Here is a 12,964-nt window from a genome sequence, read left to right on the forward strand (position 1 = left end):
CCTTTTAAAAGACAGCACAGAGAGGCTGGTAAAGGGAATGAGCAAGGGATACCTTCCTTTGTTTTGCCCTATGCCCTCTTTGTAGCTGTACAAGAGGGTTTTCATTTCTATATTAACAATGAAGGGAACACAACGATGAATAAACCAGCTTTAGATGTAAATGAAGTACCTTCTCCCTTGCAATGGCTTACCTTAAGCCTCCAGCACCTATTTGCCATGTTCGGTGCCACTGTTTTAGTACCGGTACTGGTTGATTTAAGTCCGGCAATCGCCTTAATTTCAAGCGGATTAGGCACATTCGCTTTTCTCATCATTACGAAATGGCGGGTGCCTGCCTATCTCGGTTCGTCCTTTGCTTTTATCGCACCAATTATCGGGGCAAATGCTATCGGGGGTAAGGGCGGTGCCATGATCGGGGCTTTTATTGTCGGGATTGTCTACGGGGTCGTCGCCTTACTCATTAAGCAGGCAGGTTACCGCTGGATCATGAAATTACTTCCGCCTGTTGTAGTGGGTCCTGTCATTATGGTCATTGGTTTAGCGCTGGCGGGAACTGCGGTTGGCATGGCAATGAATAATCCGGCAGGAGAATATGACATGCTCTATTTCTCGGCAGGTCTGGTTACGCTGGCGGCAACGATAGTGTTTAATATATTCTTTAAAGGGTTTCTTGGGATGATTTCGATCCTTGCCGGTATTATTGTCGGGTATCTGTATTCGCTAAGTATCGGTATCGTGGATTTTTCTCCTGTATTAGAAGCAAATTGGTTTGAATGGCCGGAATTTATCATTCCATTTGTGGACTATGATGTAAAAATATCACTGGATATTCTCTTCCTTATGATTCCGATTGCTATCGTTACGATATCGGAACATATTGGGCACCAACTCGTACTGAGCAAGGTTGTTGGACGTGATTATATTAAAAACCCGGGATTACACCGTTCTATCCTTGGTGACGGTACAGCAACAATGATTTCAGCGCTTATTGGCGGACCGCCAAAAACCACTTATGGTGAAAATATTGGTGTTTTAGCTATTACAAAGGTATACAGTGTTTATGTTCTTGCCGGGGCTGCGTTTTTCGCCATTATCTTTGGCTTTATCGGGAAAGTTACGGCATTGATTCATACAATACCGCAGCCGGTAATGGGCGGAGTTTCCATCCTGCTCTTTGGGATTATCGCTTCATCTGGTTTAAGGATGCTCGTTGATAGTAAGGTTGATTTTGGAAAGAATCGTAATCTGGTTATCGCCTCTGTTATTTTGGTCCTTGGAATTGGAGGAGCGCTGATACAGGTGACAGATAAATTCCAATTGCAGGGAATGGCGCTGGCAGCGATTATCGGAGTTGTATTAAATCTGATTCTCCCAGGCAGAGACGAAGTGGTTGGAGACTTGTTTGAAACGGATTAAAGAGTAAGTAAGGCAAAAATAATAAGTTCGCATTTTAAAGGGAGGCTGTTATTGTGAAGGATTTATTAACTACTACGTCATTATCTATTGGGGAAATACAAAATATTTTAGATGATGCACATCGTTTTTCAAAAGGAGAACAGTGGAGACCTGCTCAGCAATCATTTGTCGCGAACTTGTTTTTTGAACCTAGTACGAGAACGAAATCAAGCTTTGAAATGGCCGAAAGAAAACTCGGATTGGAGGTAATTCCATTTGAAGCAAGCCAGTCTAGCATGCTTAAAGGAGAAACGCTTTATGATACAGTCCGGACGTTGGAATCCATTGGGGTTCAAGCTGTGGTAATCCGCCATAATGTCGACCAGTATTTCAATGAGCTCGTGGGACGTATCGGAATTCCGGTTATCAATGCCGGTGATGGATGCGGCCATCATCCGACGCAATCATTACTAGATTTGTTGACCATTCAACAGGAATTTGGCCGCTTCGCCGGATTGAAAGTCGCGATTATCGGAGATATCCGTCACAGCCGGGTAGCACGTTCAAATGCAGATGTTTTAACAAGATTAGGCGCAGAAGTTGTATTTTCAGGACCAGAAGAATGGTTTGATGAATCGCTGTTAGAAAACGGAAGTTATGAGGCTGTTGATTCAGCGATAGAAACATCTGATGTCGTCATGCTGCTGCGAATCCAGCATGAGCGTCATCATGAGGAGAATTCCGGTACAGCGGAAGAGTATCACCGTTCATACGGTTTAACAATCGATAGAGAAAAAAGAATGAAAGCAAACAGCATTATTATGCATCCTGCTCCAGTGAACCGTAATGTCGAAATCGCAGATGAATTGGTTGAATGCAGCCGTTCAAGAATCTTTACGCAAATGAAAAATGGTGTGTTTGTGCGGATGGCTGTTTTAAAACGCGCATTTGAAAGCAAAGGGGGAACAGCAGATGTCAATGGTTGTCAAAAATGGCAGATTGCTCATTAATGGAGAATTAACAAAGGCTGACATTCTGATTGAGGACGGGAAAATTAAGGGAATTGGCGAATTCCCATCTGATTCTGCCGAGGAGATGATCGAAGCAGACGGCTTAGTAGTGGCGCCGGGCTTTATTGATCTGCATGTGCACCTTCGTGAACCTGGCGGCGAAAAGAAAGAGACGATCGCTACAGGTACACTTGCGGCGGCAAAGGGCGGTTTTACAACGATTGCTGCTATGCCGAATACAAGACCTGTGCCGGATACAGCAGAACAAATACAATGGTTGAATGAACGGATTAAGGAAACTGCCGCTGTGAAGGTGCTGCCATATGCTTCCATTACTGTTAGAGAAGCAGGCGGTGAATTAACTAATTTTCAAAGCCTGAAGGAGGCAGGAGCGTTTGCCTTTTCCGATGACGGTGTGGGGGTGCAGACGGCGGGAATGATGCTCGAGGCAATGAAAGAAGCAGCAAAAATGGATGCTGTCATCGTCGCCCATTGCGAAGAAAATTCGTTAATTAATAAAGGTTCGGTACATGAAGGGAAATTCTCCAAAGAACATGGCATGAATGGAATCCCTTCCGTCTGTGAATCTGTACAGATTGCCAGAGATGTTCTGCTTGCAGAAAGTGCAGGCTGTCATTATCATGTATGCCATATAAGTACGAAAGAATCTGTCCGTACTGTCAGGGATGCAAAACGGGCGGGTATTAAAGTAACGGCAGAAGTCACACCGCATCACTTAATTTTATGTGAAGATGATATTCCTGAATTGGATGCCAATTATAAAATGAATCCTCCTTTACGCGGCGCAGATGATCGTGCGGCCTTAATCGAAGGTCTTTTAGATGGCACGATCGATTTTATCGCTACAGACCACGCGCCGCATACGAGCGAGGAAAAGGCTGAGGGGATGCAGCTTGCTCCTTTTGGGATAGTCGGTTTAGAGACAGCATTTCCTCTTCTTTACACCCATTTTGTCGAGAAAGGGATTTTCACTTTAGCCCAGCTGATTGATTATTTAGCAGGGAAACCGGCTAAAAGCTTCGGTCTTGATGCAGGGGTGCTTCAGGCAGGAGCACCGGCAGATTTGGTATTGCTCGATCTTAATCATGAAGAGATAATAAACCCTGAAGAGTTTTTATCAAAAGGTAAAAACACCCCTTTTGCGGGCTGGACATGTAAAGGCTGGCCGACAGCAACGATAGTTGAGGGAAAGGTAGCATGGAGAAAAGGACGTGAATTAATATGAAGAGACAATTAATACTTGAAGATGGAACAGTTTTTATTGGGGAAGGCTTTGGCAGCGAAAATGGCATTGTTGGGGAAGTAGTATTTAATACAGGAATGACTGGTTATCAAGAAGTACTGTCAGACCCGTCGTATTGCGGTCAAATTGTGACCTTAACTTATCCGTTAATTGGCAATTACGGAATTAACCGTGATGATTTTGAATCAATCAATCCGGCAATCAGCGGTTTTATTGTAAAAGAGGCAGCTGATTTCCCATCCAATTGGCGCTCTGAAAAGTCTTTGGATGAATATTTTAAACTGAAAGGAATTTCAGGTATTGCTGGAATTGATACAAGAAAGTTGACAAGAATTATTCGCCAGCATGGAACTTTAAAGGGTATTATTTGTAAAATGGATGAAAATATTGATGCGGTACTTGAGAGATTACGGGCAACAGAAGTGCGCCGTGATCAAGTGAAACAAGTTTCAACTAAAACCCCTTATCCGAGTCCAGGAAGAGGAAAAAGAGTTGTATTAGTGGATTTTGGCATGAAACACGGTATTCTTAGAGAACTTAACCGCCGTGATTGTGATGTGACAGTTGTTCCATATACAATAAAGGCGGAAGAAATTTTGCAAATGAGCCCGGACGGGGTTATGCTTTCTAACGGACCCGGAGATCCAAAGGATGTACCGGAAGCAATCGAAATGATTCAAGGTATTTTAGGAAAAGTACCGTTATTTGGAATATGCCTTGGTCATCAATTATTTGCACTGGCGTGCGGTGCCGATACTGAAAAAATGAAATTCGGTCATCGTGGTGCCAATCATCCGGTAAAAGATTTAAGAACAGGCAGAGTGGATATTACTTCACAAAATCATGGATATACCGTAAACGAAGATTCTGTAGCTAATACAAGTTTAGAAGTAACTCATATTGCATTAAATGATGGAACGATTGAAGGATTGAAGCATAAAGATTTTCCCGCATTTACAGTGCAGTATCATCCGGAAGCTTCACCGGGACCTGAAGATTCAAACAACCTTTTCCAGCAATTTCTTGACATGATTGATGCGGTAGAACAGGAGGGGCAAGTATATGCCAAAGCGTAATGATATCAATAGTATTTTAGTGATCGGTTCAGGACCAATTGTTATTGGTCAGGCAGCGGAATTTGATTATGCAGGAACTCAAGCATGTATGGCATTAAAGGAAGAGGGTTACAAAGTCATTCTTGTCAACTCAAATCCTGCTACGATTATGACGGATACAGAGATTGCCGATGCGGTTTATATTGAACCACTGACACTTGAATTCGTAGAAAGAATTATTCGGAAAGAAAGACCAGATGCCCTGCTTCCTACTTTGGGCGGACAGACTGGACTAAATTTAGCTGTTGAATTAGCGAACTCCGGAATTTTAGATGAGTGCAATGTTGAAATTTTGGGAACAAAGCTTTCCGCTATCCAGCAGGCTGAAGACCGTGATTTATTCCGTAATTTAATGAATGAATTACATGAACCCGTGCCGGAAAGTGAAATTATTCATAATCTAGATGAAGCATATAAATTTATTGCTGAAATCGGCTATCCGGTCATTGTTCGTCCTGCATTTACATTAGGAGGTACAGGCGGCGGAATTTGCTACAATGATGAGGATTTAGTTGAAATTGTGACCAGCGGTTTAAAATACAGCCCGGTAACTCAATGTTTATTAGAAAAGAGTATTGCAGGCTTTAAAGAAATCGAATATGAGGTAATGAGAGACTCTGCAGACAACGCGATTGTTGTATGTAACATGGAGAATTTTGACCCGGTTGGTATTCATACAGGGGATTCCATTGTTGTGGCACCGAGCCAAACATTAAGTGACCGTGAGTACCAGCTGCTGCGTAACTCATCATTAAAAATTATCCGTGCGCTAAAAATTGAAGGTGGATGTAACGTTCAGCTTGCGCTTGATCCAGACAGCTTTAACTACTATATCATCGAGGTAAATCCTCGTGTCAGCCGTTCGTCTGCGCTGGCTTCAAAGGCTACCGGTTATCCGATTGCTAAGCTTGCAGCAAAAATTGCTGTTGGCTTAACTCTTGATGAAATGATGAACCCTGTTACCGGAAAAACATATGCATGCTTTGAACCGGCATTAGACTATGTCGTTTCAAAAATCCCGCGCTGGCCATTTGATAAATTTGAATCAGCCAACCGCTTACTTGGTACGCAAATGAAAGCAACAGGGGAAGTTATGGCTATTGGCCGTACGTTTGAAGAATCTTTATTAAAAGCGATTCGTTCCCTTGAAAGTAATGTTTACCACTTTGCCTTGCCACACGGCGAAGAATTTAGTGATGAAATTATTGAGAAAAGAATCCGCAAAGCAGGAGATGAACGACTCTTCTATATTGCTGAAGCCTTAAAGCGCGGTGTAACCATTGAGACGATTCATGAATGGAGCCAAATTGATTTATTCTTCCTATATAAATTGGCAGGAATCATTAAGTTTGAAAAATCTTTAAGCAGCCATGCCTTTGACTATGAATGGGGAAAAAATGCAAAGAAAAAGGGCTTCTCCGATCGTGCTATCGCAGCTGCGTGGAATACAACGGAAAAAGAAGTATATGACTGGAGAAAACAGGCGGGGATCATTCCAGTGTATAAAATGGTTGATACTTGTGCTGCTGAGTTTGAATCAGAAACACCTTATTTCTATGGCACATATGAAGATGAAAACGAATCGATCGTAACAGATCGTCAAAGTGTAGTTGTCTTAGGCTCTGGTCCAATCCGCATTGGTCAAGGGGTTGAATTCGATTACGCTACAGTACACTCTGTCTGGGCTATTAAAGAAGCGGGTTATGAAGCGATTATTGTCAATAACAATCCAGAAACGGTATCGACCGATTTCAGTATTTCAGATAAATTATACTTCGAGCCGCTGACAATTGAAGATGTTATGCACATTATTGAATTGGAAAAACCAATCGGAGTTGTTGTTCAATTCGGCGGACAGACGGCCATTAACCTTGCAGATCAATTAGTTGCACATGGTGTGAAAATTTTAGGTACATCTTTAGAGGACTTAGACCGTGCTGAGGACCGTGATAAGTTTGAACAGGCACTTGTTGAGCTTGGAATTCCAATGCCTAAAGGAAAAACAGCCCTTTCTGTCGATGAGGCTTTAAAGATTGCTGATGAAATCGGCTATCCAGTTCTTGTTCGTCCTTCATATGTACTAGGCGGAAGAGCAATGGAAATTGTATATCAGAAGGAAGAACTGCTGCATTATATGGAAAATGCCGTGAAAATTAACCCGGATCACCCGGTATTAATTGACCGTTATTTAACAGGTAAAGAAATTGAAGTGGATGCCATCTCTGATGGTACGGATGTAGTCATCCCGGGAATCATGGAACATATTGAGCGTGCAGGTGTTCACTCTGGTGACTCGATTGCGGTATATCCGTCACAAAGCTTAACGCCGGAAATTAAAGAGACACTTATTTCTTATACAGAAAGAATGGCTAAAGGATTAAACATTATCGGCTTATTAAATATTCAATATGTCGTATCGAAGGGCGAGGTATTTGTACTTGAAGTAAACCCGCGTTCTAGCCGTACTGTCCCATTCTTAAGCAAAATTACGAATGTACCGATGGCCAATATTGCGACAAAGGTTATTCTTGGTCAGTCATTAGCGGATCAAGGATACAAATCAGGTCTTGTTCCTGAAAGAAAAGGTGTTTATGTAAAAGTTCCTGTATTCTCCTTTGCTAAGCTTCGTCGTGTTGATACAACATTAGGACCGGAAATGAAATCAACCGGTGAAGTAATGGGGAAAGATTATACATTGGAGAAAGCATTGTATAAAGGACTTGTTGCTTCAGGGATTAAGATTCAAAAATTTGGTACAGTTCTGTTAACCATTGCCAATAAAGATAAAGAGGAAGCACTGCAGCTGGCGAAACGTTTCTCAGCTATTGGCTATCGCCTGATGGCTACTGAAGGGACAGCAGCCTATTTACAGAAACACGGAATCCGTGTAAGTGTCGTCAGCAAAATCGGTTCAGAAGGTCCGGATTTACTAGATGTCATTCGCAACGGCGAAGCCCAATTTGTTATTAACACGTTAACAAAAGGGAAACAGCCTGAAAGAGATGGATTTAGAATCCGCCGTGAAGCCGTTGAAAATGGTGTTCCTTGCTTAACATCACTAGATACAGCTGAAGCGATTTTACGCGTTATCGAATCAATGAATTTCTCTGCTGAAGCAATGGATGGTCCTGTGACCACTTCAAGTGAGGCTGTTCTCTTATGATGAATAAAGAACTTTGTACGGTTATTTCACAAACAGAAATTGCAGACTCAATTTATGAGCTCACCTTAAAAGGTGAGCTTGTCAATCATATGGAAGAACCAGGACAATTTGTTCATATCAAGGTATCAAATAGTACGGATCCACTGCTGCGCCGGCCAATTTCGATTGCCAGAATTGATCACTCTAAAAAAGAATTTACCATTATTTACAGGAAACAAGGGAATGGAACGGCCATTTTGGCGGAAAAAAAGACGGGGGATCATGCAGATGTGCTTGGACCTTTAGGACATGGTTTTCCGCTTGCTGAAACTTCACCAGGGGAAACAGCATTACTAGTAGGCGGTGGGATCGGTGTACCGCCGTTGTATGAACTCTCTCATCAGCTGGTAAAAAAAGGAGTAAAGGTTATTCATGTACTTGGTTTTCAAACAAAGTCTGCGGTCTTTTATGAAGACAAATTTGCAGAATTAGGGGAAACCTATGTGGCAACTGTAGATGGAACCTTAGGCACGAAAGGGTTTGTCACAGATGTGATTAAAGAAAGAGGACTGCAGTTTGATACGCTTTATTCATGCGGCCCGACTGCCATGCTAAAGGCGCTTGAAGCAAATTATCAGGATAAGAAAGTATTCTTATCACTGGAAGAAAGAATGGCCTGCGGGATCGGAGCCTGCTTTGCCTGTGTTTGCCATACAGGCGCTGAAAACAGCCATACATATAAAAAAGTATGCAGCGATGGTCCGGTATTCAGGGCAGGGGAGGTAATACTATGAGTATGCTTGATGTACAGCTGCCTGGCTTACACTTAAAAAATCCTGTGATGCCTGCATCCGGCTGTTTTGGGTTTGGACGTGAGTTTAGTGAATTGTACGATTTGAGCCGTCTTGGGTCGATTATGATCAAAGCAACAACAGTTGAACCCCGTTTCGGAAATCCAACACCAAGAGTTGCTGAAACACCGGCAGGGATGTTAAACGCTATCGGTTTGCAAAATCCCGGGTTGGAAAAAGTGATCTCTGAAGAATTGACATGGCTCGATCAGTATGATGTTCCCATTATTGCCAATGTTGCCGGCTCAACGGTTGAAGATTATGTGACCGTAGCAAAAGAAATTTCGAAAGCTTCGAATGTACATGCCCTTGAACTAAATATTTCTTGTCCAAATGTGAAAACAGGTGGAATTGCCTTTGGCACGATTCCGGAGGTTGCAAAGGATTTAACACGAAAAGTGAAAGATGTCTCAGAGGTTCCAGTCTATGTAAAACTTTCACCAAATGTGACAAATATCGTGGATATGGCCAAAGCAGTAGAAGCAGGCGGTGCGGATGGTTTAACCATGATCAACACCCTGATTGGAATGAGAATTGACATTAAAACGGCGCGCCCGATTATCGCGAATCGAACGGGCGGTCTTTCAGGTCCGGCAGTTAAACCGGTTGCGATCCGAATGATTCACGAGGTAAGCCAGCATGTTAATCTTCCAATTATCGGAATGGGCGGTATTCAAACAGCTGAGGATGTTATTGAATTCTTTTATGCCGGAGCTAGTGCAGTAGCGATTGGTACAGCAAATTTTGTTGACCCTTTTGTTTGTCCAACGATCATAGAGGAATTGCCTGAACTGTTGAAAACCTTAGGCTATGACCATATATCTCAATGTATGGGAAGGAGCTGGAAGCAGTAATGAATAAATCCATCATCGTAGCCCTTGATTTTGCCTCAAAGAATGAGGTGTTCCAATTTTTAAATCTCTTTGGGCAAGAGAAATTATTTGTCAAAGTGGGGATGGAGATTTTCTATCAAGAGGGACCTGCCATTGTCCATGAAATAAAAGAAAGAGGACATGACATTTTCCTTGATTTAAAGCTTCATGATATACCAAATACGGTGAAGAGAGCCATGACCGGACTGGCAAAACTCGGCTGTGACCTTGTCAATGTTCATGCCGCTGGAGGCAGGGAAATGATGGAGGCAGCGATAGAAGGACTGGATGCCGGTACGAGAGTGGGGGCAAAACGTCCCAATTGTATTGCTGTAACACAGTTAACGAGCACGTCAGAAGAGCAGATGAGAAATGAACAGTTAATTCAGGTACCGCTGATCGAATCAGTGCTTCATTATGCAGAACTGACTAAGAAAGCCGGGCTTGACGGTGTCGTATGTTCTTCACACGAAGCGGGGAAAATAAGAGATTCCCTTGGTGCTCACTTTTTGACAGTGACCCCAGGAATCCGCCTTCAGGATGATGCTGTTGGAGATCAGAAAAGGGTGGCTACGCCGGAATTTGCCAGAAAGGCTGGCGTTTCTGCGATCGTGGTAGGACGTTCGATTACCCGGTCGGAGAATCCGCAGGCAAGTTATCAAAAGTTTATTCAATCATGGGAGAGTGTGAGTCAATGAAGAAAATCATCGCAGAAAGTTTATTAGAAATAAAAGCTGTTTCTCTTCGGCCAAACGATCCTTTTACATGGACATCAGGGATTATTTCGCCGATTTATTGTGATAATCGTTTAACCCTCTCTTATCCTGAAATAAGAAAAAAGATTGCTGCGGGACTTGCTGAAATCATTACAGAAAAATTTCCAGGTACAGAGCTTGTGGCTGGGACAGCAACTGCAGGGATCCCTCATGCAGCATGGGTTAGTGAAGTATTAAATCTGCCAATGTGTTATGTGCGCTCTAAAGCGAAAGAGCACGGCAAAGGAAATCAAATTGAAGGAAAAGCAGAAAAGGGTCAAAAGGTCGTTGTCGTTGAAGATTTGATTTCAACAGGGGGCAGCGTGATTACAGCTGTAGAAGCTTTACGCCAAGCAGGCTGTGAAGTATTAGGTGTGATATCCATTTTCACCTATGAATTGGCGAAAGGCAGCCAGCGCCTTGAGGAAGCTGATATTACTGCCTACTCCTTAACAAATTATTCCACTCTTGTAGGAGTAGCGGGTGAAAAAGGCTATATCGAAGCATCTGATATGGATAAGCTGCTGGAATGGCGTAAAAACCCTGAAGTCTGGGGAAAATAATCAACTTAAAATAAATAGCTGTGTTAAATCATGTTTAACAGAGCCAAAATAAATAAAAAAAGCAGCCGCCCTGATTTTGCCAGGCCGGCTGCTTTTTTTCACATTGTTGGCTGTTTCTTAAGCTTTTGTACGATCTCAGCATCAGGAGTAACAAAAACGGTTTGCTGATTGTCATAAATGACAAATCCCGGCTTGGCACCAGATGGCTTTTTCACATGTCTGACGAGGGTAAAGTCAACCGGTACAGAACTGGAATTTCGCGCTTTGCTGTAGAAAGCTGCCAAAATAGCGGCTTCATGAATCGTTTTTTCCTTAGGAGACTTGCTCCGGATCACAACATGGGAACCTGGAATGTCTTTTGTATGGAGCCAGATCTCATCCCGTGCTGCGAACCGATTGGTTAAATAGTCATTTTGTTTATTATTTTTCCCGATAATGATTTCCGTCCCATCTGAGGCAAAAAAGCGATCGAGCACCGGTTTTTGCGATTGGTTCTTCTTCATTTGCTTTTTCTTGCGCGCCTTGATATAACCTTCTTCAATTAATTCTTCGCGAATTTCAGCAATATCCTTTGCTGAAGCCGTTTCAACCTGCTGTAAAAGAGCATCGAAGTAGGCTGCTTCTGTCTCTGCTTTTTCAATTTGCTCATGAACAATGGAAAGAGCAGTCTTTGCCTTTTGATATTTCGTGAAATACTTTTGCGCGTTTTCTGCAGGAGTTTTTAACGGATGCAGCGGAATGACAACAGTGGCACCATTTTCATCGTAGTAGTTCACGACCTCAATGCTCTCCATTCCTTTTTGTACGGCATAGATATTCGCTGTTACTAATTCGCCAAAAAGCTGGTATTTCTGGGCTTCCTCTGCTTCTTTAATGGTTTCCTGCAGCTTGATAATCTTTTTCTCATTTTTCTCTTTTTCGTTAATAATAAAGCGTTCGATATCATGTGCCTGCTGCTTCACCCGATCCCGCTCGGCTTTGCCAAAATAAAAATGGTCCAGCATGAGCGAAAATGATGGGAAAGACTTGCTTTCACCTTGTACATGTCCAAGCGGAAAGAGATAAAAGTTCTCCTTATCTCCGCTATTCATAATGCTTGGCGCATAATCATGCGCATTGATCCGTTCGATCAAAGATAGAAAAGCCTTTGGAACCGTCGTCCGGTTTACCAAGCCCGCTTGGTGTGTAATCTCCTTAGCAAAAAGCGGAGAAATGCCGGAATACTGGCTGATAATTTGTTTGTCGATCTTTCCCGCATTAAAATCCAGTCTAGAAAGGATGTCCTCTTCATTTGCTGCAAATGGATCTGCTTTGTGCTGCTCCGGCGGAAATATGTATTCTTGACCCGGGAGTACAGCCCGGTATGAATTTATGGCAAAAGATACATGCTTGATGCAGTCAAGAATCATATTTCGCGATTGATCCAACAGAATAATATTACTGTGACGTCCCATGATCTCGACAATTAGTTTCTTATAAGAAGTGTCGCCAATTTCATTTCTTCCTTTTATATCGAAGATAATAATCCGGTCCAAACCATGCTGGTGAATATCCTCTAAAATGTAGCCTTCTAAATGTTTGCGCAGCAGCATACAGAACATGGGCGGTTCTGCAGGATTATCGTAACCCTCCTCCGTTAATTGCACCCTGGCATGAGCAGGGTGTGCAGAAATCAGCAATTTATGATTTTTCCCATTCGCTCTGACCACCATAATCATTTCATGCTGGTACGGCTGGTGGATTTTATTAATCCGCCCTCCCTTTATCGATTCTGTGAGCTCTTTTGTCATAGCCCTTGTAAATAAACCATCAAACGACATATACAACATCCTTTACTGGAAAAATAACCTATTATGATCATCCTGTCGGTACGAATCATTCTTGTCTTTACTGTACAAGTTGCGATACAGATGTGCAACCATCTTAGCATTTTTTCGGACAAGGGTGAATAAGCTTTTCTTAGAGGAATTGGTTTGCGCTGTTTAAATGAATGGTGA

At 42.6% G+C, this 12,964-nt stretch carries 10 protein-coding genes; 9 read left to right on the plus strand and 1 reads right to left on the minus strand.

Translation table 11 applies throughout. The annotated features are described in order from the left end of the window. The first annotated feature begins 135 nt into the window (after window positions 1-135). From HNR53_RS01835 to pyrE, 9 genes are read left to right on the plus strand one after another with little or no spacing between them, the layout of a single operon-like run. Window positions 136-1,416, plus strand: coding sequence for a solute carrier family 23 protein (locus HNR53_RS01835; protein WP_184522074.1), 1,281 nt, complete (start codon window positions 136-138; stop codon window positions 1,414-1,416). Window positions 1,417-1,469: 53 nt separating this feature from the next. After that, on the plus strand, window positions 1,470-2,405 hold the full coding sequence (locus HNR53_RS01840) for an aspartate carbamoyltransferase catalytic subunit (RefSeq protein WP_184522077.1): 936 nt from the start codon (window positions 1,470-1,472) through the stop codon (window positions 2,403-2,405). Continuing rightward, the gene (locus HNR53_RS01845) at window positions 2,368-3,651 is read left to right on the plus strand and encodes a dihydroorotase (RefSeq protein ID WP_184522080.1); all 1,284 of its coding nucleotides are present in this window, start codon (window positions 2,368-2,370) and stop codon (window positions 3,649-3,651) included. Before HNR53_RS01840 ends, HNR53_RS01845 begins: the two co-directional genes overlap by 38 nt. Then, window positions 3,648-4,745, plus strand: coding sequence for a carbamoyl phosphate synthase small subunit (locus tag HNR53_RS01850; protein ID WP_184522083.1), 1,098 nt, complete (start codon window positions 3,648-3,650; stop codon window positions 4,743-4,745). Before HNR53_RS01845 ends, HNR53_RS01850 begins: the two co-directional genes overlap by 4 nt. Continuing rightward, on the plus strand, window positions 4,732-7,947 hold the full coding sequence (gene carB / locus HNR53_RS01855) for a carbamoyl-phosphate synthase large subunit (RefSeq protein WP_184522086.1): 3,216 nt from the start codon (window positions 4,732-4,734) through the stop codon (window positions 7,945-7,947). The genes HNR53_RS01850 and carB overlap by 14 nt, the downstream gene beginning before the upstream one ends. Then, window positions 7,944-8,720 carry a dihydroorotate dehydrogenase electron transfer subunit gene (locus tag HNR53_RS01860; protein ID WP_184522089.1) on the plus strand — a complete coding sequence of 259 codons (777 nt, stop codon included), beginning with the start codon at window positions 7,944-7,946 and terminating at the stop codon, window positions 8,718-8,720. Before carB ends, HNR53_RS01860 begins: the two co-directional genes overlap by 4 nt. Window positions 8,721-8,722: 2 nt before the next feature. Continuing rightward, window positions 8,723-9,631 (plus strand): dihydroorotate dehydrogenase, encoded by a 909-nt coding sequence (locus HNR53_RS01865; RefSeq protein WP_184522747.1) that lies wholly within the window; start codon window positions 8,723-8,725, stop codon window positions 9,629-9,631. After that, window positions 9,631-10,347 (plus strand): orotidine-5'-phosphate decarboxylase, encoded by a 717-nt coding sequence (gene pyrF / locus HNR53_RS01870; protein WP_184522092.1) that lies wholly within the window; start codon window positions 9,631-9,633, stop codon window positions 10,345-10,347. The genes HNR53_RS01865 and pyrF overlap by 1 nt, the downstream gene beginning before the upstream one ends. Continuing rightward, entirely contained in the window at window positions 10,344-10,967 is a 624-nt protein-coding gene (gene pyrE, locus HNR53_RS01875) for an orotate phosphoribosyltransferase (protein WP_184522096.1), read from the plus strand. The genes pyrF and pyrE overlap by 4 nt, the downstream gene beginning before the upstream one ends. Window positions 10,968-11,065: 98 nt before the next feature. On the opposite strand, the gene HNR53_RS01880 is transcribed toward pyrE, so the two are convergent. Beyond that, window positions 11,066-12,787, minus strand: coding sequence for an Rqc2 family fibronectin-binding protein (locus tag HNR53_RS01880; RefSeq protein WP_184522099.1), 1,722 nt, complete (start codon window positions 12,785-12,787; stop codon window positions 11,066-11,068). Window positions 12,788-12,964 lie beyond the last annotated feature (177 nt).

The organism is Bacillus benzoevorans, assembly GCF_014207535.1.
Taxonomy (GTDB): Bacteria; Bacillota; Bacilli; order Bacillales; family Cytobacillaceae; genus Bacillus_BD; species Bacillus_BD benzoevorans.

What these genes read in the sequence shown, in the direction of transcription:
- pyrE (WP_184522096.1), top strand. Translation starts at nt 10,344, where the DNA reads ATGAAGAAAATCATCGCAGAAAGTTTATTAGAAATAAAAGCTGTTTCT.
- HNR53_RS01880 (WP_184522099.1), bottom strand. Translation starts at nt 12,787, where the DNA reads ATGTCGTTTGATGGTTTATTTACAAGGGCTATGACAAAAGAGCTCACA.
- HNR53_RS01845 (WP_184522080.1), top strand. Translation starts at nt 2,368, where the DNA reads ATGTCAATGGTTGTCAAAAATGGCAGATTGCTCATTAATGGAGAATTA.
- carB (WP_184522086.1), top strand. Translation starts at nt 4,732, where the DNA reads ATGCCAAAGCGTAATGATATCAATAGTATTTTAGTGATCGGTTCAGGA.
- HNR53_RS01865 (WP_184522747.1), top strand. Translation starts at nt 8,723, where the DNA reads ATGCTTGATGTACAGCTGCCTGGCTTACACTTAAAAAATCCTGTGATG.
- pyrF (WP_184522092.1), top strand. Translation starts at nt 9,631, where the DNA reads ATGAATAAATCCATCATCGTAGCCCTTGATTTTGCCTCAAAGAATGAG.
- HNR53_RS01850 (WP_184522083.1), top strand. Translation starts at nt 3,648, where the DNA reads ATGAAGAGACAATTAATACTTGAAGATGGAACAGTTTTTATTGGGGAA.
- HNR53_RS01860 (WP_184522089.1), top strand. Translation starts at nt 7,944, where the DNA reads ATGATGAATAAAGAACTTTGTACGGTTATTTCACAAACAGAAATTGCA.
- HNR53_RS01835 (WP_184522074.1), top strand. Translation starts at nt 136, where the DNA reads ATGAATAAACCAGCTTTAGATGTAAATGAAGTACCTTCTCCCTTGCAA.